Source organism: Rhizobium sp. USDA 4016, from assembly GCF_056279705.1.
Genome location: NZ_JBWCCY010000004.1, coordinates 2,533,332 through 2,556,335 on the forward strand (window position 1 = coordinate 2,533,332; position 23,004 = coordinate 2,556,335).

The window sequence follows — 23,004 nt, forward strand, 5'->3', positions numbered from 1 at the left end:
ATCAGCGAAAATGAACTACCGCCACATCTATCACGCGGGCAATTTTGCCGATGTGCTGAAGCACGCCGTTCTGGCGCGTCTCATCCGCTATCTGCAGAAGAAGGACGGCGCTTTCCGAGTGCTCGACACGCATGCCGGCGTCGGGCTTTACGACCTCTCCTCGGAAGAGGCGCAAAAGACTGGCGAGTGGCAGGACGGCATCGGCAGGATCATGGAGGCCGAGCTTGCGCCGCAGGTGGCCGGGCTGCTCGAGCCCTATCTTTCCGCGGTCCGGGAACTCAACCCGGATGGCGGCGTGCGCTTCTATCCCGGTTCGCCGAAGCTTTCGCGCATGCTCTTTCGCCCACAGGACAGGCTTTCGGCGATGGAACTGCATCCGGAGGACTATATCCGCCTTCACCGGCTGTTCGAAGGCGATCACCATGCCCGCATCACCGAGCTCGACGGCTGGCTGGCGCTCGGCGCGCATCTGCCGCCGAAGGAAAAACGCGGCATCGTGCTTGTCGATCCACCATTCGAGGAGGACGGCGAATACGAGCGTCTAGTTGACGGTCTGGCGAGGGCCTACCGGCGGTTTCCGGGCGGCATCTATTGCCTTTGGTATCCGCTGAAGAGGGGCGCTCCCATCAAGGAATTTCACGAGGCGCTGCAGGCGACCCAAATTCCGAAGATGCTGTGCGCTGAACTCAGCGTGCGCAGCGACCGCAGCGTTACCGGGTTGACGGGCTCCGGTCTCATCATCGTCAACCCGCCCTTCACGCTGAAGGACGAGTTGCACGCGCTGCTGCCGGCGCTCAAGGATCATCTCGCCCAAGATCGGTTCGCCTCACAGCGCGCATTCTGGCTGCGTGGCGAAGCGAAGACCGGAAACGCCGATTGACCGCTTGCTGCACGTGCGAAATTTGTCCGCACCGAAACCGCTTTCGAGGTGAAACATGAAGCTGCTCTGCTCCCCGACATCGCCCTATTCCAGCAAGGTGCTGATGGCTGCGCATTATCTGGAACTCGGCGTCACCGAAATCCGTGTCGATACCAATGCCGGCCCGGCAATCCTCGTCGACAACAACCCGCTCGGCAAAATCCCCACGCTTCTGACCGACGAAGGGGTTTCGGTCTTCGACAGCGTGGCGATCATGCATTATTTCGGGCGGCTCAAGTACACGAAGCTCTACCCTTCGAAGAACGGCAAGCGAACCGATGCCGAAATTTTGGAAGCACTCTGCGACGGCATCTGCGACTGCCTGCTGGCGATCGTTTACGAGCGCCGCTTCCGCGACGAGGAGAAGGTGCACCAGCCCTGGATCGACCGGCAGTGGAAGAAGGCCGTCAGCGGCCTGAACCACATCAGCGCGCATCCACCGAAGATCGGCCGCAGGCTGAATGGCGGTCACTTCGCGCTTGCTGCGACGATCGGCTATCTGGAACTGCGCTTCAAGGGCCAGTGGGAAGCCGAACATCCGGAACTGATCGCCTGGGCACGCAAATTCGAGAAGAAATTTCCTGCCTATCAGGAACTCAAGCCGCATGGCTGAGATCGGGTAGGAGGGAGCCTTGCGGCGTCCCTCCTCCCACACCACCGTGCGTACGGTTCCGTACACGGCGGTTCATGTCGCGTCGGTTTCATGGTCCCCAATGCCCGCCGCCCTACAAGCGCCCAGCCTTATCTCGCGGGTTCCGCCCGCTACCTCCGGCTTAGGCCCTCTTGCGAGGCATCTGCTCAAGGCGGTCGGAAAAGCGGTCCGGCCTCCGTCGACATGTTCGGCCCTTCACCGGTTGGTCCGGCTACTACGGCGTCTGCTGACTTCTGCCGCCCCATCCCGACACCTTTCGACGCCGGTAGCAACACCTGAAAACCAGGGGCAGGTCGGCAGACCTCAGGGTAAGACGCGTGACCTTCGTGCCAAATACCTGTCGCATCTACGCCCGCACCCTCCGGGTGATATCGGGCTTCGGGTGTGTTTGCCCCCTCACCCGGATGCGGACGCCTCATATGCGCTGGTTGTGTGCGTCAGGCCGGCACTTTGCCTACAGCTTCCTTCAGACCCCGCCTCGCGGCAACGCCCTTGCTGTTCAGCTAACGGTTCCCATCACCAGGGCCCGCAGAGGACTCTCACCTCCAAGTCATCGGCCGGATACCACCCCGGCCACACGGTGTTCGCACACCACGCGCCATGCCTGGCGCACAAACAAAAAAGCCGGGCGCGAGGCCCGGCTTTCATTAGATGTGTTCGGCAGACTTAGAACTTGACGCCGATACCGACCTTGACGCTGTGTTCGTCATAGCCGCGGGATACGTTCGTGGCGCCGAGATCGAAGTCCTTGTTCTGATAGTCGCTGAAGCGATATTCGACACGTGCCGTGATGTTGTTCGTCACCATAGCTTCAGCGCCGGCGCCGACGGTGTAACCGAAAGCCGTATTGGTATCGGACTGACCGAAGCCGCTGACCTTGTTGTTCGCCGCAGCTGCACCAGCCGTGGCGTAGAGCAGGAACGGGTTCAGGTCGTAACCGACACGGCCGCGAACGGAGCCGTTGAAGCGGTTCTTGTTGGTGATGCCGTCAGACGTGCTGTCGAGGCCGGAATAACCGAGATCGGCTTCGACACCGTAGACGATCTGGCCGCTCTGCCAGTTGTAGCCCGTGTAGAGCTGGCCGCCCATCGCGTAACCGTCGCGGTCTGCACCGAAGTTGCCCTTGTTATAGGTGCCCGCGCCGCCGAGGTAAAAGCCTTCCCAGTTACCTGCCGGAGCGGCCGGCTCGGCCTGTGCTACCGGAGCTTCCGGAACCTGGTCGACTGCATCGGCGGCGTTGGCGGCAGAAAAGCCGGCGATCACGAAGGCGGACGCCATCAGACTAGCAATAAATGTACGCATACTCATTTCTCCTTTCGATCTCGCGCCCTTCGTGACTGTCCTACGCCGAAGCATTCGCGAGAAATTACAAGATGTCCCTCTCGGATCGAGGTCGAAAGTGGAGCGCAATTGCGGATTTGAGAGAGCCAAATTGTGAAATGATTGAGGCAGCGAAGCGGCTGAAATTTGATGTTGCTATAGAGCAACAGAATATTTGTTAACCATAACGATGGGTTAAATTGTCAATACTTATTCTAAGAAATTTATTTCTCAAATAATACATAGAATAGGTCTGCCACAAAGGCAATCGTGACACCCTATTTATATAGTCTGTGCCTGCCCCTATATAGAAACGCACTTAGACTCGAGGGACCAGAAGGCACGCTTTTGAACGAGAAAAGACTTAAGGCCTCGCTCATAACCGGGGCTGCCAAGAGAATAGGCCGGGCGATAGTCGAGGATTTGGCGGAAAACGGCTTTTCCGTTGCCATTCATGCCAATAGCTCGATCGACGAGGCGGAGGCGGTTGCGGCGGAATTGCGGCAAAAAGGCAAATACGCCGTCGCAGTGCAAGGCGACCTCACGAAAATAAACGAGACGGAAGCCCTGGTAAAAAGGGCCGCAGACCGGCTTGGTCCCATCGATCTGCTCGTCAACAATGCCTCCGTCTTCCGCGAAGATTCGGTGCGAAAGATGGATGCCGGTGTCTGGGACGAGCATTTCGCCGTGCATGTCCGGGCGCCGTCGATCCTCGCCGCCCAATTCGCCGCCCAGCTACCGGAAAAGTCCACTGGCCTCATTGTCAATGTCATCGACCAACGCGTCTGGGCGCTGCGGCCGAGCTTCTATTCCTACACCCTGTCGAAGTCGGCGCTTTGGACCGCAACACAGACGATGGCGCAGGCGCTTGCTCCGAAGATTCGTGTCAACGCCATTGGGCCTGGCCCCTCGATGCCAAGCGAACGGCAGTTGCAGGAAGACTTCCAAGCGCAGGTCGCAGCCCTTATCTTGAAGCAAGGACCTGCGTTGGAGGAATTCGGCCGGACGATTCGTTTTCTGTTCGAGACGCCTTCGATCACGGGTCAGATGATTGCACTCGACGGCGGCCAGCATCTCGCGTGGCAGACGCCAGATGTGCTGGAGATCAAGGAATGAATGCCAAGAAGCTGCCCGATGGCGGTGTTCTTTATGATGAAACCGATGAAAACGAAGACGATATCGAGGTGGAAAGCGACCTTTCCGCCTCGCCGCTTCCGGCTGCGATCGACTGGAATGAAGGCGGCGGCAACGAGAGCGGGCTTGCCGGCGCGGAACTGATCGGCGAATTCGTCAAGCGGCTGCCGAACAGCCCCGGCGTCTACCGCATGTTTAATGCCGATGGCGACGTGCTCTATGTCGGCAAAGCGCGCAGCCTCAAGAAGCGCGTCGGCAACTATGCGATGGGCCGGGTCCATTCCAACCGCATCGCGCAGATGGTCCGCCTGACCTCGCATATGGAATTCGTGACGACGCGCACGGAGACCGAGGCGCTGCTCCTGGAAGCGAATCTGATCAAGCGCTTGCGGCCGCGCTTTAACGTGCTTTTGCGCGACGACAAGTCGTTTCCCTATATCCTCATCACCGGCGATCATCGCGCCCCCTCGATCTTCAAGCATCGCGGCGCCCGCGCCCGCAAGGGCGATTATTTCGGTCCCTTCGCTTCCGCCGGCGCAGTCGGCCGCACGATCAATTCGCTGCAGCGCGCCTTCCTGATCCGCACCTGCACGGACAGCGTTTTCGAGACGCGCACGCGCCCCTGCCTGCTTTATCAAATCAAGCGCTGTTCTGGCCCCTGCACCAGGGAGATCAGCGACGAAGGCTATGCGCAACTGGTGCAGGAGGCGAAGGATTTCCTTTCCGGCAAAAGCCAGAAGGTGAAGGCGCACATGGCGCAGGAAATGAACGCCGCCGCCGAAGATCTCGATTTCGAGCGTGCGGCGATCTATCGCGATCGCCTTGCCGCGCTGTCGCACGTCCAGAGCCATCAGGGCATCAATCCGGCAGGCGTCGAGGAGGCGGATGTCTTTGCGATCCACCACGAGGGCGGGATTTCCTGCATCCAGGTCTTCTTCTTTCGCACCGGCCAGAACTGGGGCAATCGCGCCTATTTCCCAAAGGCCGACCCGCAGCTTTCGGGCGCCGAGGTTCTGAATGCCTTCCTCGCGCAGTTCTATGACGACAAGCCGGTGCCGAAGCAGATCATGCTGTCGGAAACCGTCGAGGAAATGGCGCTGCTGGCGGCAGCGCTCGGCGAAAAGACCGGGCACAAGGTTTCGATCCTGGTGCCGCAGCGCGGCGAAAAGCGCGATCTAGTCGACCATGTCGTTGCCAATGCCCGCGAGGCACATGGCCGCAAGCTCGCCGAGACTGCTTCGCAATCGCGCCTGCTCGAGGGCTTCAAGGAAACGTTCGGTCTACCCTATGCGCCGCAGCGGATCGAGATCTACGACAACTCGCATATCATGGGCACGAATGCCGTGGGCGGCATGGTCGTGGCGGGGCCAGAAGGCTTCGTGAAGAGCCAGTACCGCAAGTTCAACATCAAATCGACCGACATCACGCCCGGAGACGACTTCGGCATGATGCGCGAGGTGATGACCCGGCGCTTTTCGCGGCTCATCAAGGAGGAAGGCATTCCGGACCGGACGCAGACGGTATCGAGCGCTGAGGCCGCCGATCTGCCTTTCCCTGTTTGGCCGGACGTGATCCTGATCGACGGTGGCCAGGGTCAGATGACGGCGGTGCGCGCCATCCTCGAGGAACTCGCCATCTCGGACAGCGTCATTGCCATCGGCGTTGCCAAGGGCGTCGACCGCGATGCGGGGCGCGAGCGTTTCTTCCCGCCGGGGCGCGAAAGCTTTACGTTGCCGCCACGCGATCCCGTGCTCTATTTCATCCAGCGCATGCGGGACGAAGCCCACCGCTTCGCCATCGGCTCGCATCGCGCGCGACGCAAGAAGGAGATGGTGAAGAACCCGCTCGACGAGATCGGCGGCATCGGCCCGTCGCGCAAGCGGGCGCTGCTGCAGCATTTCGGCACCGCAAAGGCCGTTTCGCGGGCAGCGCTTTCCGATCTCATGGCAGTCGAGGGCATTTCCGAAACGGTCGCAAAGCAGGTCTATAACCATTTTCACGACGATGCCGCGAAATAGGCGGCTACGGTCGCAAATTCCACGCAAAGGCGGCAGAAAAACAGAAAGAATGTTGACGGCTTGCGGTCAAACCCGTCATCTACAAGCACATAAATTCAGAGAACGGTTTCATGGCATCGCGCGCGTATAATATTCCCAATTTGCTGACCTACGGCCGCATTCTCGCGGTACCGCTGATCGTCCTGTGCTTCTTTGTCGAGGGACGGCTTGCGATCAGCAACACGGCGCGATGGGTCGCCCTTTGGATATTCATCATCGCTTCTCTCACCGATTTCCTGGACGGCTATCTGGCGCGCATCTGGAACCAGACTTCGAATATCGGCCGCATGCTCGACCCGATCGCCGACAAGCTCCTGGTCGCCTCGATCCTGCTCCTGGTTGCCGCGGATCAGACAATCGCCGGCTGGTCGATCTGGGCGGCAATCACCATCCTGTGCCGCGAAATCCTCGTTTCGGGACTGCGGGAATATCTCGCCGCCCTCAAGGTCAGCGTTCCCGTCACACGGATCGCCAAATGGAAAACGACGCTGCAACTGGTGGCTATCGCCTTCCTGCTTGCCGGTCCTGCGGGCGACGAGATTTTTCCCTATACGACGCAGATCGGCATCGGCCTGCTTTGGATCGCGGCCATTTTGACCATATATACCGGCTATGACTATTTCCGCGCCGGCTTGAAGCATATCGTGGATGACGAAGAATGACGCGTCTTGTCTATTTTGCCTGGGTGCGGGAACGGATCGGCAAGAGTGAGGAAGACATCGCCCTTCCCGCCTCCGTCGTCACCGTTGCCGATCTTCTCGGTCACTTGAAGACCCTGGGCGAAGAATACGAAACGGCGCTTCAATACGAAAACGTCATCCGCGTGGCGCTCGATCAGGAACACGCCGAACACGACGAACCGGTCGGCAATGCCCGGGAGATCGGGATTTTTCCGCCGATGACGGGCGGGTGACGGATGACGGACGCACGCTCGCGTTTCCGAGAAGACAAATGGAAACACTGCCTATGGAGACGGCTGCCCCACGCTTCTCCCTCATTCCTGTGCTTGTCACCGGAATCGAGCCACAGCGCGTCCACGCCGTGAATGACTCTCTTTGTCTTGCAAGAACTTCTTTCGCTCCCAAGGCGTTGGGCGCACCCGCTGCCTGTGACAAGCACAGCGATGAGGGAGTGCGTTTTGAGGTCATCGTACATCAGCAAAGGGGAAGCATGACGTGAGCCCAGCCCCCACCATCCGCGTCCAGCGCGAAGATTTCGACATGCAGACTGAAGTCGACCGGCTGAAAAAGGCCGCGCCCGGCGTTGGAGCGATCGTGACATTCTCCGGCCTCTGCCGCGACGAAGGCGGCACATTGGCAGCGCTGGAACTGGAACATTATCCGGGCATGGCCGAGGCGGAGATGACGCGCATCGCCGATTTGGCGATCGAGCGTTTTGGCCTGATTGGGCTCACCGCCATCCACCGCTTCGGAAGAATCACCGCAAGGGAAAATATCGTGCTGGTGATTGCCGCGGCGCCGCACAGGCAGGCGGCATTCGACGGCACGAACTTCGTCATGGATTATCTGAAGACCTCCGCGCCCTTCTGGAAGAGGGAACATGGCACGGATGGCTCGGCAGGCGATTGGGTCTCTGCCAAGGACGCAGACGACGCTGCGCGCGACAAGTGGAAGTAGTCACGGAATGGCGCGCTCGCGCCGGCTCAGCACCAGCAGGAAGACGAGCAGCGAGAAGATGACGAAATCCCGCCAGAGGAACGGGCCGTAGGCGGTCCAGAGGGTTTCGGCAAAACCGATGCCTGCTGCACCGCCTGCGGATTTCAGCGGATCGGAATAGCCGCCGGCAGCGGAGATCATCAGCACCTTGAGGCCGAAGAGCAGACCCGCACCGAAATCCATCGAACCATAATAGAAGGTCGTCAGGATGCCACAGCAGGTGGCGATGAAGACGGCGGCCACATAGGCAGCGAGGAACACGCGGATTGAGCTGACGCCGCAGAGTTCAGCGGCGAGCGGATCGTCCGTCACTGCGCGCCAGACGCGACCCCAGGCGCTGCGGCGCAGCACCAGGCCGCCGACCGCGATCAGCGCACACATCAGCCCGGTATTGATAAGCTGGATATAGGTCAGCGTCACCTTGAAGGATGCGTCGCTCCAGAAAACGACGGTGCGGTTGAGGAAGGGCGAGAGCCAGAGCTCCCGCGTATCGGAAGCCAACCGCGCCGTCTCCATGAGCAGGATGGTCACGCCGAGGGCTGCGACGATGACCGTATTCGGTGAGCGTCGCACGAGCGGCTGCATGACGGAGCGGCCGATCCAGAAGCCGGCGCCGAGCGAATAGACGAAAGACATGACGGCGCCGATCGCGAGCGATGCGGGCAGGACAAGCCAGAGGCGGTTATAGGCGAAATCGGTGAACAGCAGCAGGATCTGTCCCGCGAAAGCGAAGACCGCACCATAGGTGATATCGGCGCGCTTGGTGACGCCGAAGGCAAGCGCATAGCCAAAGGCAAGCGCCGCGTAGAGCGCTGCCAACGGCACCGCGTTTGCCAGCTGCTGCAATAGATAACCCATCAGGAAACTCCGGATCCTCTGCAAATAATAACTGGCAAAACCTATTTTACCAGTTATATTTTCCTTATGATCTTTGCCTGGACCGCACATCGTTTCTCTGGCGGCGCGCTGGCGCTGGATGTCGCCAACAGCGTCATTCTGCGTCATGATATAGCGCGCAGCATCGACCGCTTTGCGGCGGATGAACAGTTCGCGAGCTTTCCGCATGCGGCTGCGGAATTCTGCGCCGAGCGCGCACTTTTCAGGGAAGTTCTGCCGGTGGCGCCAGAAGACAGGCGGAATTTCATCGCGCTGCGCGAGGCGACGGACCGCTATTTCCGGCAACAGGTTTTGACAGGCAATGACGATCGACTCCTCGCGGACCTGCTTGGAAAACTTGCCGTAACCCTCCGCAACGCCCGGCCCAACGGGCTCGACGCCGCGACCGCGCATTCGGTGCTTCGCCTGATCGCGATGCCTGATCCGGAGCGCTTGAAGATCTGCCGCAATTGCGGCTGGCTGTTCATAGACCGCAGCAAGAACAAAAGCCGTGCCTGGTGCGACATGGGCGTCTGCGGCAACCGCGCCAAGGCAAGCCGGCACTACCGCCGGAAGAAAGAGGACGCGACATGAAGATCAAGGTTATCACGGCGCTGGCGCTGAGCGCCGCGCTGCTCGCCGGCTGCCAGCGCGAGATGGAGAAGATGGTCGAAGTGAGCGGCCATATTTTCGTGTTCAACTACCGCGTCGCAAGCGCGACCTACCTCGTCACATTGAAGAAGACTGCATCCATTCCCGATGGCGCGGTGGCGATCGCGGAATTCGAGAACCCGGCCGGCGGCGACCCAATTGTGCTCACCGAGAAGATCTATCCGGCCTGGGACAAGATCACCCTCCAGAGCCCAAAAGTACACTGCATCCGCAAGGATAGGCCTTATTCCGTAAAGATCCGTCTCGTCGATGCCGAGGGGGCGACGCTGCAGGAGTTGAAGACACAACTGGTCTCGGACGTCGATCAATCGATCCTGCCGAGCAAGCCGCTGGTCGTCGGGCCGCTCTATACGCAGAACCCGGATGTCTTCAAGCCGGACGGAACGACGGACTTCAGCAATACAGACAAGTGCCCTGCCGCATAACGAAAAGCCGGAGCGAAGCACCGGCTTTCAGAAACATTTCAAAGGCTTCAGCCTCTCGGCTGAAATTCCGATTCAGCCGACGATTTCGGTGTCGGAGAACCAGTATTTGATTTCCTGCGCAGCCGTTTCCGGAGCGTCGGAGCCGTGAACGGAGTTTTCGCCGATCGAAAGGGCGTGCACCTTGCGGATCGTGCCTTCGTCAGCGTTTGCCGGGTTCGTCGCACCCATGATTTCGCGGTTCTTGAGGATTGCGTTTTCGCCTTCGAGAACCTGCACGACGGTCGGGCCGGAGGTCATGGTGTCGACGAGTTCGCCGAAGAACGGACGCTCCTTGTGAACGGCGTAGAAGCCTTCAGCTTCACGCTTGCTCATCCAAACGCGCTTGGAAGCAACGACGCGCAGGCCCGCATCTTCCAGCATCTTGGTGATAGCGCCCGTCAGGTTGCGCTTCGTTGCGTCCGGCTTGATCATCGAAAAGGTGCGTTCAATCGCCATTGGGTCAAATCCTCTGGTTTAGCGGGAAAAGTGGGCGGTCTTTATCCGCCCCTAGCCCCGAAAACAAGGGGGACGCGGCAATTTCACGCCGTTGTCATAGTGCGGCCCCTGCCTTCATACAGATCAAGGCAGCGCTCGAACCAACTCTTGACATCTTCCCCGCCCGAAAGGACGGAGATTTTCAGGGGCGGCTCAGGTCGCCCTTTCGCGTTCTCGGGAGACGGGTTTAACCGCCTTCGATGGCCGTGTTCCGGCCGCCAGGATGTTGACCGCCGCGTTGACGTCGGCATGGTCTGCCTGTCGGCAGGAGAGGCAGAGGAACTTCGCTTGGTTTTCGCGGTTTCCCTTGTCCCTCGACCCCGCATTCGGGAGCAGGTCACGGACGTGTATCTCGGATCGACATTCACGAGGTTGCCGCCATGGTCTTGCCTTGATCGCGGCTTTCGGCCAAAACGCCGCGCATGATCACGATTACCGACATTTCTGCCCGCATCGCCGGGCGCCTTCTCCTCGACAATGCCAGCGTGACGCTTCCGGCGGGCACGAAGGCTGGCCTTGTGGGGCGGAACGGCGCGGGCAAATCTACGCTTTTCAGGATCATCACCGGCGATCTCGGCGCAGAAACGGGCTCAGTTTCCATACCGAAGAACGCCCGCATCGGCCAGGTGGCGCAGGAAGCACCGGGCACGGAAGATTCACTGATCAAGATCGTGCTGTCCGCCGACAAGGAGCGCGCCGCGCTGCTTGTCGAATCCGAGATCGCGACCGATGCGCACCGGATTGCGGAAATCCAGATGCGCCTTGTCGATATCGATGCGCATTCGGCAGAGGCGCGGGCGGCAAGCATTCTTGCCGGCCTCGGCTTCGACCAGGATGCCCAGCAGCGCCCGGCCTCGGCCTTCTCCGGCGGCTGGCGCATGCGCGTGGCCCTTGCCTCAGTGCTCTTTGCCGAACCCGATCTGCTGCTTCTCGACGAGCCGACGAACTATCTCGACCTCGAAGGTACGCTCTGGCTGGAAGACTATGTGCGGCGCTATCCGCACACGGTCATCATCATCAGCCATGACCGCGACCTTCTGAACAATGCCGTCAATTCGATCGTCCATCTCGACCAGAAGAAGCTGACCTTCTACCGCGGCGGCTACGACCAGTTCGAGCGGCAGAAGGCGGAAGCCGACGAATTGCAGACGAAAGCGAAGGCCAAGAACGAGGCCGCGCGCAAACATCTGCAGAGTTTCATCGACCGCTTCAAGGCAAAGGCCTCCAAGGCGCGCCAGGCGCAGAGCCGCGTCAAGGCGCTGGAACGCATGGGCACGGTCGCCGCGGTGATCGAAAATCATGTGCAGCCGATCACTTTCCCGGAACCGGAAAAGCAGCCGGCATCGCCGATCGTCGCCATCCAGAGCGGTGCCGTCGGTTACGAATCGGGCAAGCCGATCCTCAAAAACATCAGCCTTCGCATCGACAACGACGACCGCATCGCGCTGCTCGGCTCCAACGGCAACGGCAAATCGACCTTCGCAAAATTCATCGCCGGCCGACTTTCGGCCGAAAGCGGCGACATCAAACTCGCACCGAGCCTGAAGATCGGCTTTTTCGCCCAGCACCAACTCGACGATCTCGTCCCCAACGAGTCGCCGGTCGAGCATGTGCGCCGCCTGATGCCCGCAGCGCCCGAGGCCAAGGTCCGCGCCCGCGTGGCGCAGATGGGGCTTTCGACGGAAAAGATGTCGACCGCCGCCAAGGATCTTTCTGGCGGCGAGAAGGCCCGCCTGCTGATGGGGCTTGCTGCATTCCACGCGCCGAACCTTCTCATTCTCGACGAGCCGACCAACCACCTGGACATCGACAGCCGCCGCGCTTTGATAGAAGCGCTTAACGACTACGATGGCGCCGTCATCCTCATTTCGCACGACCGCCATCTCATCGAGGCGACGGTCGACCGTCTCTGGCTGGTCAACAACGGCACGGTTTCGAATTTCGAGGGCGATATGGAGGAATACCGCAATCTCGTCGTCTCTTCGGGCAAAAAAAAAGACGAAAGGCCTGATCTGAGCGAAGAGCCCTCCTCCAAGGCGGAGCAGCGCAAGGCGAATGCCGGCAAGCGCGCCTCGCTCGCGCCGCTCAGGAAAAAGATCAATGAAATCGAGTCTTTGACGGCAAAGCTGGAGAAACAGATTCAGGAGCTCGATGCGGAGCTTGCCGATCCGGCGATCTACGAAAAGGCGCCGGCAAAGGCCAGCGAGAAAGCCAAGCAGCGTGGCGAGGCAGCCGCAAAGCTCGCAGCCGCCGAAGAACAGTGGCTGGAGCTTTCTGCCGAATATGAGGACGCCATGGCGGGCTGAGTGTCGCGCCTTTTCGATCTGCACGTGACAAGGCCGCTTGCCCGGCGGTAACATTCTGATAAAACACCGCCCAATAAATCATACTTTTGAGCGAAACACCGAACGCGAGCTTCAGCCATGTCACCCATCAACCTCGCCATCGTCGGCGTCGGCAAGATCGTCCGCGACCAGCACCTCCCCTCGATCGCCAAGAATCCGGATTTCAAGCTTATCGCGACGGCAAGCCGCCACGGCAGCGTCGACGGCATCCAGAGCTTCACAAGCATCGAGGCCATGCTCGACGCCGTGCCTGATATCGACGCCGTGTCGCTTTGCATGCCGCCGCAATATCGCTACGAGGCAGCCCATAAGGCGCTTTCTGCCGGCAAGCACGTCTTCCTCGAAAAGCCGCCGGGCGCGACCCTGAGCGAGGTCGCCGACCTTGAAGCGCTGGCCGCCGAAAGAGGCGTCTCGCTTTTTGCAAGCTGGCATTCGCGCTATGCGGCTGCGGTCGAGGCCGCGAAGGCCTTCCTCGCCTCGACGAAGATCGAAAGCGTCCACGTCATCTGGAAGGAGGACGTGCGCCACTGGCATCCGAATCAGGACTGGATTTGGCAGCCGGGCGGGCTCGGCGTTTTCGATCCGGGTATCAATGCGCTGTCAATCGTCACCCATATCCTGCCGAGGGCGATCTTCCTGACGAGCGCCACGCTGGAGTTTCCGGAAAACCGCGACGCGCCGATTGCGGCCGACATGCATTTCAAGAATGCCGACGATGTCCCGGTTCACGGCGAATTCGACTGGCGCCAAACCGGCAAACAGAGTTGGGACATCATTGCCGAGACGGCAGCCGGCAAGATGGAGCTTGCGGAAGGCGGATCGAAGCTTTCCGTCAACGGCGAACTGAAATTCTCCGCTCCGGAAGAGGAATATCCGGCGCTCTACCGGCGCTTCGCAGAGATCATCAAGGCAGGCAAGTCGGATGTCGACCTCGCACCGCTACGTCACGTGGCCGACGCCTTCATGCTCGGCAAGCGGAAGTTCGTGGAAGCATTCCACGACTGACCGACGGATCGTCGGCCGGCTGCCAGTGCTACCGTTGAATGTTAGAGTGGCAAGATCGACCCTCGCCAAGGACGTCCAATACCATGCATCAGGAGCAAGACGAATCTTTTGGGTTGGGCGTGCGGCATCTGACCGTCACGCTCGCCGCTCCCGACGAGAGATGGCGGGAAGCCTATGCGCTGGAAGAGGCTAGAATCCGAGGTGCGCTCGGATCTCTGGCGCTCGACATCCAGCATTTTGGCAGCACCGCCATCCCGGCGATCAAAGCAAAACCGATAATCGACATTCTGATCGGCGTCAGACGTTTCGAAGACGGGGCGACCTTTATCGGCCCGATGGAACAGATCGGCTACGATTATGCTGGAGCCGATATCGTGCCCGACGACTACATCTTCGGCCGCGGCATCAAGGGCGAGACGCGCACGCACCTCGCCCATATCGTCGAGTATCAGGGTCACAATTGGAAGCGGAACATTCTTTTCCGCGATAGGCTTCGGAGCGATCCCATTCTCGTCCAAGCCTATGAAGAGCTGAAGATCGATCTTGCGCGGAAATATGCCCAAAATCGCGCCGCTTACACCGCGTCGAAGAAGGCTTTCATCGACAAGGTCGTGACGGACGGCGGTCTTGCCTGACCTTGGCGGTCAGGCCTTCTTCTCCCAGCGTCCCTCCGGCGTCTGCTGCCAATAGGTGAGGCTGTGCCCCTCGCCCTTCAGCCTCTTCCACTGGGCCCGCGCGGCTTCGAGCTGCTCCTGGTCGTATCCGTCGAACATGAAGACGATGCGCTCATAGGTGTCCACCGACGGCGGTTCGGCGCCGTCGACGACGAAACGCACGGTCGCAGCGTTGGCGTTTCCGGCCGATGCCGTCAACAGGACGGGCTGGTCTTCGGCGAATTCAGCCTCGTCCGTACCGTGCGGCAAAAAGCTGTCTTCGCGGAAAGTCCACAGATGCGCGTCGAGCGCATCCCTTCGAGCCGTTTCCTTCACCTGGATCGCGACACGCCAGCCGCGCCCCACGCTCTTGTCGACGAGCGGCGGCAGCGCGTCCTCCAGCTTGGATTCGGTCAGATGATAGAACAGGACTTCCGTCATTGCGCGATCAGGCTTCGTAGTGGTCGCGCACCAGGCGATCCAGCAGGCGGACGCCGAAGCCGGAGCCCCAGGACTGGTTGATCTCATCCAGCGGCGACCCCATCGCGGTGCCCGCGATATCGAGGTGCGCCCAGCGGGTGTCCTGCACGAAGCGCTTGAGGAAATGCGCCGCCGTGATCGAACCTGCATAGCGGCCGCCGGTGTTTTTCATGTCGGCGAACTTGCTGTCGATCATCTTGTCGTATTCCTTGCCGAGCGGCATGCGCCAGACCTTCTCGCTTGTGGAGAAGCCGGCCTCCGTCAACTGGCCGGCAAGCGCGTCGTCGTTCGAAAACAGTCCGGCATAGACGCTACCGAGCGCCACGACGACAGCGCCTGTCAGCGTCGCAAGGTTGACCATGAACTGCGGCTTGAAGCGGTCGTTGCAGTACCAAAGCGCATCGCAGAGCACGAGACGGCCCTCGGCATCGGTGTTGATAACCTCGATCGTCTGGCCGGACATCGAGGTGACGATATCACCCGGGCGTTGGGCATTGCCGTCCGGCATGTTCTCGACAAGGCCGATGATGCCGACCGCGTTGACGGCCGCCTTGCGCGCCGCAAGAACATGCATGAGGCCGGTAACGGCCGCCGCACCGCCCATATCGCCCTTCATGTCTTCCATGCCCGCTGCCGGCTTGATCGAGATGCCGCCTGTATCGAAGACGACGCCCTTGCCAATGAAGGCGACGGGACGCTCCTTGGCCTTTCCGCCCTTCCACTGCATGATGGCAAGGCGCGGCGGACGGACGGAACCCTGGGCGACGCCGAGCAGCGCGCCCATGCCGAGGCGCTTCATCTCGCGCTCCGTCAGGATTTCGACCTCGACACCGAGCTTTTCCAGTTCCCTTACCTTCGCGGCGAACTCGACGGGGCCAAGGACGTTCGGCGGTTCGTTCACGAGATCGCGCGCCAGATTGACGCCATCGGCGACAGTTTCGGCATCGGCAAAGGCCTTCCTTGCGCCTGCCGCATCGGCGGTAATGATAGTAACCTTGGCCTTGCCGCTCGCCTTGTCCTCGTCATCGGTCTTCTTCGTCTTGTAGGTGTCGAAGCTGTAGCCCCGCAGCAGCATGCCGAGCGCGAAATCGGCCCCGGCCCTGGCATCGACGCCAACGCCTGGCGCGTCGATGAAGACCGTCGCCTTCTCGGCTCCCTTGATCTTCGAGGCAGCCGTACCGCCAGCCTTCAGCCAGTCATGCGCCGTCAGTTCTTCGGCTTTGCCGAGACCAACCACGATGACGCGTTCGGCCGGCGAGCCTTCGGGGGCGACAAGATCAAGCGTACTCACCGGTTTTGCCGAGAATTTGGCAATTTTCGCGGCCCTGGCGATGACACCGGCCGGGTCGGCGATTTCAGCTCCCGCAGCCAAATCGGCGTCGCTTGCCTTCAACAGTATGGTCAGTCCGCCGCTGATCTTGGCCGACTTTGAAAATGAGATATCGAATTTGGCTGCCATGTTTTCTCCATTCGGATTCTGCAGAATCCAACCGGCGGCGATAATTTCGGGTTTCAGCGCCGAAAACAAGGCTTGATCGGGAGGCCATGGACAAATCCGCGATACCGAGTCAAAAAGCAACTGTGCTTGAAACGGCGCCGAAAACCACGAGAAGAATGCCCTGACGTGACCGCTAGTCTTGCAGACAAATTATCAGGCTCCCAAGTTCGCTTCCCGCCCAGCGCGGCAGGTTCTTTCATCGGCCTCTTCTGTCTGTGGTGGGCGCTGCTTCTGATATTCCATACCTTCCCGCATGTCGACATTGTAGCGTCGTGGCATTTCTTTCTCGTCGATACCTGCAAAACCTCGGACGCAGCGGCACAGGTTTGCGGACGTTTCCCCTCCCGTCAGACAGCCTTTCTGGACACGCTCAGAACGATCTTCTTCCGGCTGCCGTATGTTGTGGCGGCTGTTCAACTCGCCATGCTGATCGCGTGCTACTGGCCTCACGGTGCAACGTTCAACGCGCTTCGGGCCCGAAATCTCAAGGTCGCTCTGGCATCGCTGCTGCTCGGACCCGGCCTGATCGCGAACGTCATCCTCAAGGAGCATTGGGGCCGCCCGCGGCCGATCGAGACCCTCAATTTCGGCGGTACCCTCGATTTCGTGCAGGCGGGATCGCTTGCCGGAAAGTGCATTTCGAACTGCTCGTTTGTCTCCGGAGAAGCGGCAAGCGCCGGCTGGCTGCTCTGCCTCGTCATGCTGATACCGCAGCCGGCACGAACCGGACTATTCCTGCCGATTTTGGCGATCTCTATCCTCACGCCGCTGATGCGGCTTTCCTTCGGCGCGCACTTCCTTTCCGATATCGTACTCGGCTGGCTATTGGCGATTGTCGTTTTTGCCGGTGTCTATGCGAGTACCGAATTCATCACACGGGCCAAAAAATTCTGAATTTTGCATGAAATTTTGACACCTGCTTGTCGCAAAAGCGCAGCAAAGAGCTTAGATGGTTCCTGCTGCGATGCTTCCGCTTCGCAGGTGCGTTTCAAGGGCAGGCATGAAACTACTTGAAATCTACATATTGCGGCGCGTCGGCCAGATGTTTCTCGTAGCGCTGCTGCCGGTGCTCGCGATCATATGGACGACCCAGGTCCTGCAGCGCATCAACCTGGTCACCGATAGCGGTCAGTCGATCGGCTCGTTCGCCAAGCTTGCGACGCTGATTCTGCCGTCGATTATTCCTGTCGTCTTGCCCTTCGCCCTTGTGATCGGCGTCACCCAGACGCTGACAACGATGAACAACGATTCGGAGCTGACCGTTATCGATGCGGCCGGCGCCAAGCGGAACATCATCGTCCGGCCGATCCTGCTGCTTGCGGCTGTCATCAGCGCGTTCTCCTTCTTCGTCGACAACGTCGTCGAGCCGAAGGCAAAGACCGGTGCGCGACAGATGATTGCGGCGGCCTATGCCGATCTTCTGTCCACCGTCATAGAAGAAAAGAACTTCCGCAGGATCGATGAGGGTCTCTATGTGCAGATTTCGGAGCGGCTGGCCGGCCGCGTGCTGAGGGGCCTGTTCGTCGTCGACGAGCGCGATCCTGCCTTCGACATGATCTATTATGCGCGCGAGGGCGCCGTCGACGATACGGGAACATCGCTCATCATGCGCGACGGCGAGGTTCAGCGCAAAGCCCGCGACGGCAACGTCTCGATTATCAAATTCGACTCCTATTCTTTCGATCTCTCCGATCTGACGCAGAACCGCGGACAGGCGACGCTCCGCGCCAGCGACCGCGACCTGGGCTTCCTGCTCAATCCGGATCCGGCCGACAAGGATTACATCTCCAGGCCGCAATCATACCGCGCCGAACTTCACAGACGGCTGACGGACTGGGTTCTGCCTTTCGTTTTGGCGCTGATTTCGCTGGCGATCGCCGGTGACGCGCGTTCGCATCGCGAGGCGCGCCTGCACCCGATGGTCACGGCTTTGACCTTTTCCTTTGCGCTGCGCTGGGCGTCGTTCTACGCCGCGAACCAGATCGACACCAATCCGTTTTACATCGGCGTGCTGTATGCGATTCCGGTCGTGGCCGGCGTCGCGGCGAGCGGCTTCCTCAATATGCATAAGCGCCTTTCGATTCCGGCCGCCGTGGGCGAACGTGCCGCCGGCATCTGGCACAGAATCGAGCGGCGACTGCCTTCTGCGCTCGGAAAGACGCCCGGAGGCAGCGCATGATCTTCGGCACCTTGGGACGCTACTTCTTCCGCCGCTATCTTGCGATAACGATCTGGTTCTTCCTTGGAATCATCTCGATTGTCTTTCTGATCGATTTCAGCGAGACGGCAGGCCGAATGTCCGGGCTTCCGGGCTATACCGTAGCCGGTGGCCTGTTGATGACGGCCGTCCGACTGCCGCTCATCATCCAGCAGACCGTTCCGTTCATTGCGCTCTTTGTCGGAATGACGGTGTTGATCGGGTTGAACCGCAAGTATGAACTCGTGGTGGCGCGCGCAGCCGGCATCTCGGTATGGCAGTTCATGTCGCCCTTCATCGCCGGTGCCTTCCTGCTCGGCATCCTGACGATGGCAGTCATCAATCCGCTCGCGGCCTGGGGCCAGCGTCAGGCGGCACTGGTGGAGACCGATTGGCGCGGCCAGGAGAAGGCCACAAGCAGTAAGCCGCAGGTTCCCTGGCTGCGCCAGATCAGCGGAAAGGACGACGTCATCATCGGCGCTCGTACGATTCAGGAGAACGGAACGCTGCTGATCGATGCCGTTTTGATCCACTTCGATTCGGACGGCCGCGTGATTCTGCGCCAGGACGCAGCTTCCGCAAAATTGGAAGATGGTTACTGGCTCCTTAAGAACGTTACCGAGCGCCGGCCGGGCGAAATCGCGGTCCGCAAGGATACGGTCCAGCTTCGCACCAATTTGAAACAAGACTTCGTCCAGGAGCGCCTGACATCGCCTGAAACCATTGCTTTTTTTGACCTTTCCAATCGAATAGCAATTGCAAAATCCTTCGGTGTTCCGACGAAGGCGCTGGAGACGCAATTTCACTCATTGCTGTCTCAACCACTGCTGCTTGTCGCGATGACTCTCATTGCTGCAACAGTGTCTTTAAAATTTAGCCGGTTCAACCAGTCGAGGTCGGTGATTCTGGGTGGAATCCTTTCGGGCTTCGTGCTTTATGTCGTCAACGTGCTTGTAAAAGCATTTGGAAGCAGCGGAGTCGTACCGCCTTTCGTGGCGGCGTGGATTCCGGTAGTCGTCGCGCTGGCTCTGGGCGCAACGATTCTGCTTCATCAGGAGGACGGCTAGTGGCGGCAGGCGACCGCAAGACTTTTAGTAAACAGTTGGTTGCCCTGCTCGCAGGGGCGACTCTGCTTGGCTATTCTGGAAGCATTCCTGCTGTGTTCGCGCAGGAGAATTCGACGTTGCAGAGGCTGCAGCCGAAGATCGATCCCGAAGCGAAAATGATGCTTTCGGCCAACGAGCTCGTCTACAACAGGGACCAGCAGATCGTCTCCGCAGTCGGGGGCGTCCAGATCAACTATGCGGGCTACAGAATGGTGGCCCAGCGCGTGGAATACAACCAGAAGACGGGCCGCATGATGGCGGTCGGCAATATCGAGCTGATCAGCCCCGACGGCAACCGCATGTATTCCGACAAGCTCGATGTGACCGACGACTTCGCCGAAGGCTTCGTCAATGCGTTGCGTATCGAGACCACGGACAACACGCGCATCGCGGCCGAAAGCGGTGAGCGCGTCAACGACAATCTGATGATCCTCAACAAGGGCGTCTACACCGCATGCCTTCCCTGCGCCGAACGGCCGGAACGACCGCCTTTCTGGCAAGTCAAGGCCGAGCGCGTCATTCAGAATGGCGAAAAACATACCATCCGGCTGGAGAAGGCACGCTTCGAATTGCTCGGCCATCCGATCGCCTTCCTCCCCTGGATCGAGGTCCCGGACCAGACGGTCAAGAGGAAGTCCGGCTTTCTGTTTCCGAGTTTCAGTACATCGGAAAATCTCGGATTCGGCGTTACCGTTCCCTACTACTATGTCTTCTCGCCCAGCATGGACCTGACGGTCAGCGGCACCGGCTACACGAATCAGGGCTTCCTGCTCGACGCGGAGTTCCGGCAGCGTTTCGAGAACGGCACGCATACCCTGCGCGTAGCGGGCATCAACCAGATGCGCCCGGAGAGCTTCACCGAGGGAACAAGCGACCAGGAGGCCGATGACCGCGGAATGATCGGATCCAAGGCGGAGTTCAAGATCAATCCCCGCTGGGCATTCGGCTGGGATGTCATGGTGCAGAGCGATAATAACTTCTCGCGTACCTACGAACTCAGAGGGTTCAACGAGACAACCCATGTCAACCAAGTCTACCTGACCGGCCTCGGGAAGCGGAATTACTTCGACATCAGATCGTTCTACTTCGACGTTCAGGACTCCGACCCGCATAGCGAGGAAGAAAAGCAGCAGGCGATCGTCTATCCCGTGATAGACTATCATGCCGTGGCTCCGCAGCCGCTGGCCGGCGGCGAATTGTCGCTCGACGTCAACTTCACGAATATTTCGCGCACGCATGACAGTTTCTTCGACAACCCCGTAGGTGATGATCGCTTCTCATTGAAGGGGCAGACATCGCGTCTGACCGGGGAACTCGAGTGGAAGCGAACTTTCGTGACGCCGCAGGGCGTACTCATCACGCCTCTGCTCGCCGCGCGCGGCGATGCACTGGCGCTGAATGTGGACGATCCCAACTCCATCAGCGGGACGTCCGTATACGACGGCGACTTCGAAAACGGTGATGGCGCAACGCGCGGGATGATCACCGCCGGCCTGGAAGCGCGCTATCCGATTCTGATGACGACGGCCAACAGCACGCATGTCTTCGAGCCGATCGCCCAAATCTACGCCCGTCCCGATGAGTCTCTGGCGGGCGCCCTGCCCAACGAGGACGCGCAGAGCTTCGTCTTCGACGCGACGTCGCTCTTCGAGCGCGACAAGTTCTCGGGTTACGATCGCATCGAGGGCGGCACGCGTGCCAATATCGGCTTCCAGTACACCGGCACCTTCGACAACGGCTACAAACTTCACGGCATTTTCGGCCAGTCCTATCATCTTGCCGGCCAGAACTCGTTTGCCACGGACGATCTCGTGAATGCGGGGGCGAATTCGGGTCTTGAGACCGACCGTTCCGACTATGTCGGGCTGGGCGGCATCGAGACGCCGCAGGGCCTTTCCCTCGCCGCCTCGTACCGTCTGGACGAGAAGGATCTCTCTTTTCGCCGTGGCGATCTGACGGCCGGGTTCCAGACCGATACATTCCAGAGCCAGCTTCTTTACACCCACATTTCGCCTCAGCCGGATTACGGGTCCGCCGAAGGCGGTGATGAAATCCAGAGCAAGGCAACGGTCAAGTTCAGGGACTACTGGTCCGTCTTCGGCGGCATTGCGTGGGATCTCAACAACGACGTCATCAGCAGGAAGACGCTCGGCCTCTCCTATGAAGACGAATGCACGATCTTCACGATCGCCTATACTTCAAAACGCGATACAAGCGACGAGTCGGCAAGCGACTGGAGCATTGGCGCCAGACTTACGTTCCGCACGCTCGGCGATGTCAACGTCGGATATTCTGACGATATCGAAAAGAATATCTACAATAATTGATTGCGATATTGGACGGCGAAAGAAAGCGAGCCTTTCTTTCGCCGCAACACTATGCAGGACATTGCCGTCAATCGGGTTATGAGGCATAGGAATGTCGCTTGGAGGCGGCTTCGACCTCGGTAAAGCTGTGTTCACGCGCACGTGCTGCCGCAGCGTCTATGGGAAGGATCGACACATGATTGGCGCGAGAATGACTGTCACGACTCTGTTTGCCGGCGCTGCGTTCTGTGTGCTCGCGGCGCTTGCTCAGCCACAAAGCGGTTCCGCATTTGCAGCCAGCGAAGTCAAGGCCGTCGTCAACGGGGTGGCACTGACCACGGGCGATGTCGCAAGGCGCCAGGCATTTCTTCGTCTCCAGCACCAGAAGGCCGATGCGAAGACGGCGGAAGAATCGCTCGTTGACGAGACCCTGAAACGTCAGGAAATCTCGCGTGTGCGCATGTCCGTCTCCAAGGATGAAGTCGATGCGTCCTTTGTGCGTTTTGCGTCCGGAAACAAGCTCTCCACCGAGCAGCTTACGCAAATTCTCACTCAGGCCGGGGTCGGGGCCGATCACTTCAAGCAGTATATTGCCGTGCAAATGAGCTGGCCGCGCGTCGTCAATGCGCGCTACGGGTCGAGCGCCCGCATGTCGAGCAGCGACCTTGTCAGCCGCATGATGGAAAACAATAAGCAGAAGCCGGTCACGACCGAATATATGCTTCAGCAGATCATCTTCGTGGTGCCGCAATCGAAGAAAGGCATTACGGGCAAACGCAAGAGCGAGGCCGAAGCCTCCCGTTCGAAATATCCAGGCTGCGAACAGGCAAAGGTCTTTGCAGCAACGATGCGTGACGTATCGGTCCGCGAACTCGGCCGCGTGCTGGCACCGGAGCTTCCGGTCGAGTGGAAGCCGTTGATCGAGCAGGCCAAGGGCAATACTACGGCAACCCGCGTGACAGAAAAGGGCGTGGAATATCTTGCAATCTGCAGCCAGCGCGAGGTATCCGACGACACCGCCGCTGAGATCGTGTTCCGCCAGGAGGATCTCGACAAGGCCAAGGCTGGCAAGAGCGCCCCGGAAAACGAAAACGCTACCAAATATCTCGAAGAGCTGCGCAAGAAGGCGCAGATCATCTATCGCTGACC

The 23,004-nt window shown here is 59.8% G+C and carries 21 protein-coding genes and 1 pseudogene; 17 read left to right on the plus strand and 5 right to left on the minus strand.

The window, feature by feature from the left end; all coding sequences use genetic code 11:
• Positions 1–10 precede the first annotated feature (10 nt).
• Both ACZ9DP_RS28020 and ACZ9DP_RS28025 read left to right on the plus strand, forming a co-directional pair.
• Positions 11–880, plus strand: a complete 870-nt coding sequence (locus tag ACZ9DP_RS28020) for a 23S rRNA (adenine(2030)-N(6))-methyltransferase RlmJ (protein WP_476204203.1) — start codon at positions 11–13, stop codon at positions 878–880.
• Between the two features lie 55 nt (positions 881–935).
• A complete protein-coding gene (locus ACZ9DP_RS28025; RefSeq protein WP_476204205.1) occupies positions 936–1,532 on the plus strand; it encodes a glutathione S-transferase in 597 nt (198 codons plus the stop codon).
• Between the two features lie 705 nt (positions 1,533–2,237).
• Here ACZ9DP_RS28025 and ACZ9DP_RS28030 read toward each other — a convergent pair.
• A complete protein-coding gene (locus ACZ9DP_RS28030) occupies positions 2,238–2,873 on the minus strand; it encodes an outer membrane protein (RefSeq protein WP_074067274.1) in 636 nt (211 codons plus the stop codon).
• Positions 2,874–3,239: 366 nt separating this feature from the next.
• Between ACZ9DP_RS28030 and ACZ9DP_RS28035 the strand changes: the two genes are divergently transcribed.
• The 5 genes from ACZ9DP_RS28035 (at position 3,240) to ACZ9DP_RS28055 (ending at position 7,719) form a co-directional block, all read left to right on the plus strand.
• Positions 3,240–4,007, plus strand: a complete 768-nt coding sequence (locus tag ACZ9DP_RS28035; protein WP_476204206.1) for an SDR family oxidoreductase — start codon at positions 3,240–3,242, stop codon at positions 4,005–4,007.
• A complete protein-coding gene (gene uvrC, locus ACZ9DP_RS28040) occupies positions 4,004–6,043 on the plus strand; it encodes an excinuclease ABC subunit UvrC (RefSeq protein ID WP_476204207.1) in 2,040 nt (679 codons plus the stop codon). The genes ACZ9DP_RS28035 and uvrC overlap by 4 nt, the downstream gene beginning before the upstream one ends.
• A gap of 110 nt (positions 6,044–6,153) precedes the next feature.
• Entirely contained in the window at positions 6,154–6,744 is a 591-nt protein-coding gene (pgsA, locus tag ACZ9DP_RS28045; RefSeq protein ID WP_022714716.1) for a CDP-diacylglycerol--glycerol-3-phosphate 3-phosphatidyltransferase, read from the plus strand.
• Complete coding sequence (gene moaD, locus ACZ9DP_RS28050; RefSeq protein WP_039844473.1) at positions 6,741–6,995, plus strand: molybdopterin converting factor subunit 1; 255 nt, start codon at positions 6,741–6,743, stop codon at positions 6,993–6,995. The genes pgsA and moaD overlap by 4 nt, the downstream gene beginning before the upstream one ends.
• Before the next feature lie 262 nt (positions 6,996–7,257).
• A complete protein-coding gene (locus tag ACZ9DP_RS28055; RefSeq protein ID WP_476204209.1) occupies positions 7,258–7,719 on the plus strand; it encodes a molybdenum cofactor biosynthesis protein MoaE in 462 nt (153 codons plus the stop codon).
• Here ACZ9DP_RS28055 and ACZ9DP_RS28060 read toward each other — a convergent pair whose 3' ends face one another.
• Positions 7,720–8,616 (minus strand): branched-chain amino acid ABC transporter permease, encoded by an 897-nt coding sequence (locus tag ACZ9DP_RS28060; RefSeq protein ID WP_476204210.1) that lies wholly within the window; start codon positions 8,614–8,616, stop codon positions 7,720–7,722. It lies immediately after the preceding gene.
• A 66-nt stretch (positions 8,617–8,682) separates the two neighbouring features.
• Between ACZ9DP_RS28060 and ACZ9DP_RS28065 the strand changes: the two genes are divergently transcribed.
• Together ACZ9DP_RS28065 and ACZ9DP_RS28070 are read left to right on the plus strand one after the other, a co-directional pair.
• Entirely contained in the window at positions 8,683–9,228 is a 546-nt protein-coding gene (locus ACZ9DP_RS28065; RefSeq protein ID WP_476204211.1) for a CGNR zinc finger domain-containing protein, read from the plus strand.
• Positions 9,225–9,731: a hypothetical protein gene (locus tag ACZ9DP_RS28070; protein ID WP_476204212.1), complete on the plus strand. Its 507-nt coding sequence runs from the start codon at positions 9,225–9,227 to the stop codon at positions 9,729–9,731. The genes ACZ9DP_RS28065 and ACZ9DP_RS28070 overlap by 4 nt, the downstream gene beginning before the upstream one ends.
• A gap of 72 nt (positions 9,732–9,803) precedes the next feature.
• On the opposite strand, the gene ndk is transcribed toward ACZ9DP_RS28070, so the two are convergent.
• Positions 9,804–10,226, minus strand: coding sequence for a nucleoside-diphosphate kinase (gene ndk / locus ACZ9DP_RS28075; protein WP_022714709.1), 423 nt, complete (start codon positions 10,224–10,226; stop codon positions 9,804–9,806).
• A 461-nt stretch (positions 10,227–10,687) separates the two neighbouring features.
• On the opposite strand from ndk, the gene abc-f reads away from it, so the two are divergent.
• From abc-f to ACZ9DP_RS28090, 3 genes are all read left to right on the plus strand, one after another.
• Positions 10,688–12,571 (plus strand): ribosomal protection-like ABC-F family protein, encoded by a 1,884-nt coding sequence (abc-f, locus tag ACZ9DP_RS28080; RefSeq protein ID WP_476204213.1) that lies wholly within the window; start codon positions 10,688–10,690, stop codon positions 12,569–12,571.
• Positions 12,572–12,688: 117 nt separating this feature from the next.
• Positions 12,689–13,615, plus strand: a complete 927-nt coding sequence (locus ACZ9DP_RS28085) for a Gfo/Idh/MocA family protein (protein ID WP_194729351.1) — start codon at positions 12,689–12,691, stop codon at positions 13,613–13,615.
• Positions 13,616–13,698: 83 nt separating this feature from the next.
• On the plus strand, positions 13,699–14,250 hold the full coding sequence (locus ACZ9DP_RS28090) for a GrpB family protein (protein ID WP_476204214.1): 552 nt from the start codon (positions 13,699–13,701) through the stop codon (positions 14,248–14,250).
• A 9-nt stretch (positions 14,251–14,259) separates the two neighbouring features.
• Here the strand turns inward: ACZ9DP_RS28090 and ACZ9DP_RS28095 are convergent, their stop codons facing one another.
• A complete protein-coding gene (locus ACZ9DP_RS28095) occupies positions 14,260–14,709 on the minus strand; it encodes a DNA polymerase III subunit chi (protein ID WP_194729350.1) in 450 nt (149 codons plus the stop codon).
• Positions 14,710–14,716: 7 nt separating this feature from the next.
• On the minus strand, positions 14,717–16,207 hold the full coding sequence (locus tag ACZ9DP_RS28100) for a leucyl aminopeptidase (RefSeq protein ID WP_074070218.1): 1,491 nt from the start codon (positions 16,205–16,207) through the stop codon (positions 14,717–14,719).
• Between the two features lie 165 nt (positions 16,208–16,372).
• Here ACZ9DP_RS28100 and ACZ9DP_RS28105 point away from each other — a divergent pair.
• The 5 genes and pseudogenes from ACZ9DP_RS28105 (at position 16,373) to ACZ9DP_RS28125 (ending at position 23,002) form a co-directional block, all read left to right on the plus strand.
• Positions 16,373–17,159 (plus strand): annotated as a pseudogene (locus tag ACZ9DP_RS28105) (phosphatase PAP2 family protein).
• Between the two features lie 87 nt (positions 17,160–17,246).
• On the plus strand, positions 17,247–18,425 hold the full coding sequence (locus ACZ9DP_RS28110) for an LptF/LptG family permease (protein ID WP_074070217.1): 1,179 nt from the start codon (positions 17,247–17,249) through the stop codon (positions 18,423–18,425).
• Positions 18,422–19,510: an LPS export ABC transporter permease LptG gene (gene lptG / locus ACZ9DP_RS28115; RefSeq protein ID WP_092583163.1), complete on the plus strand. Its 1,089-nt coding sequence runs from the start codon at positions 18,422–18,424 to the stop codon at positions 19,508–19,510. The genes ACZ9DP_RS28110 and lptG overlap by 4 nt, the downstream gene beginning before the upstream one ends.
• Positions 19,510–21,876 carry an LPS-assembly protein LptD gene (locus ACZ9DP_RS28120; RefSeq protein WP_476204215.1) on the plus strand — a complete coding sequence of 789 codons (2,367 nt, stop codon included), beginning with the start codon at positions 19,510–19,512 and terminating at the stop codon, positions 21,874–21,876. The genes lptG and ACZ9DP_RS28120 overlap by 1 nt, the downstream gene beginning before the upstream one ends.
• Before the next feature lie 175 nt (positions 21,877–22,051).
• Positions 22,052–23,002 (plus strand): SurA N-terminal domain-containing protein, encoded by a 951-nt coding sequence (locus ACZ9DP_RS28125; protein ID WP_476204216.1) that lies wholly within the window; start codon positions 22,052–22,054, stop codon positions 23,000–23,002.
• Positions 23,003–23,004 lie beyond the last annotated feature (2 nt).

Excerpts from the sequence above, each read along its gene's own strand:
- ACZ9DP_RS28095 (WP_194729350.1), bottom strand. The coding sequence starts at position 14,709 with ATGACGGAAGTCCTGTTCTATCATCTGACCGAATCCAAGCTGGAGGAC.
- moaD (WP_039844473.1), top strand. The coding sequence starts at position 6,741 with ATGACGCGTCTTGTCTATTTTGCCTGGGTGCGGGAACGGATCGGCAAG.
- ACZ9DP_RS28060 (WP_476204210.1), bottom strand. The coding sequence starts at position 8,616 with ATGGGTTATCTATTGCAGCAGCTGGCAAACGCGGTGCCGTTGGCAGCG.
- ACZ9DP_RS28100 (WP_074070218.1), bottom strand. The coding sequence starts at position 16,207 with ATGGCAGCCAAATTCGATATCTCATTTTCAAAGTCGGCCAAGATCAGC.
- ACZ9DP_RS28085 (WP_194729351.1), top strand. The coding sequence starts at position 12,689 with ATGTCACCCATCAACCTCGCCATCGTCGGCGTCGGCAAGATCGTCCGC.
- ACZ9DP_RS28020 (WP_476204203.1), top strand. The coding sequence starts at position 11 with ATGAACTACCGCCACATCTATCACGCGGGCAATTTTGCCGATGTGCTG.
- ACZ9DP_RS28065 (WP_476204211.1), top strand. The coding sequence starts at position 8,683 with ATGATCTTTGCCTGGACCGCACATCGTTTCTCTGGCGGCGCGCTGGCG.
- abc-f (WP_476204213.1), top strand. The coding sequence starts at position 10,688 with ATGATCACGATTACCGACATTTCTGCCCGCATCGCCGGGCGCCTTCTC.
- ACZ9DP_RS28030 (WP_074067274.1), bottom strand. The coding sequence starts at position 2,873 with ATGCGTACATTTATTGCTAGTCTGATGGCGTCCGCCTTCGTGATCGCC.
- ACZ9DP_RS28110 (WP_074070217.1), top strand. The coding sequence starts at position 17,247 with ATGAAACTACTTGAAATCTACATATTGCGGCGCGTCGGCCAGATGTTT.
- ACZ9DP_RS28090 (WP_476204214.1), top strand. The coding sequence starts at position 13,699 with ATGCATCAGGAGCAAGACGAATCTTTTGGGTTGGGCGTGCGGCATCTG.
- pgsA (WP_022714716.1), top strand. The coding sequence starts at position 6,154 with ATGGCATCGCGCGCGTATAATATTCCCAATTTGCTGACCTACGGCCGC.
- ACZ9DP_RS28125 (WP_476204216.1), top strand. The coding sequence starts at position 22,052 with ATGATTGGCGCGAGAATGACTGTCACGACTCTGTTTGCCGGCGCTGCG.
- lptG (WP_092583163.1), top strand. The coding sequence starts at position 18,422 with ATGATCTTCGGCACCTTGGGACGCTACTTCTTCCGCCGCTATCTTGCG.
- ACZ9DP_RS28070 (WP_476204212.1), top strand. The coding sequence starts at position 9,225 with ATGAAGATCAAGGTTATCACGGCGCTGGCGCTGAGCGCCGCGCTGCTC.
- ACZ9DP_RS28025 (WP_476204205.1), top strand. The coding sequence starts at position 936 with ATGAAGCTGCTCTGCTCCCCGACATCGCCCTATTCCAGCAAGGTGCTG.
- uvrC (WP_476204207.1), top strand. The coding sequence starts at position 4,004 with ATGAATGCCAAGAAGCTGCCCGATGGCGGTGTTCTTTATGATGAAACC.
- ndk (WP_022714709.1), bottom strand. The coding sequence starts at position 10,226 with ATGGCGATTGAACGCACCTTTTCGATGATCAAGCCGGACGCAACGAAG.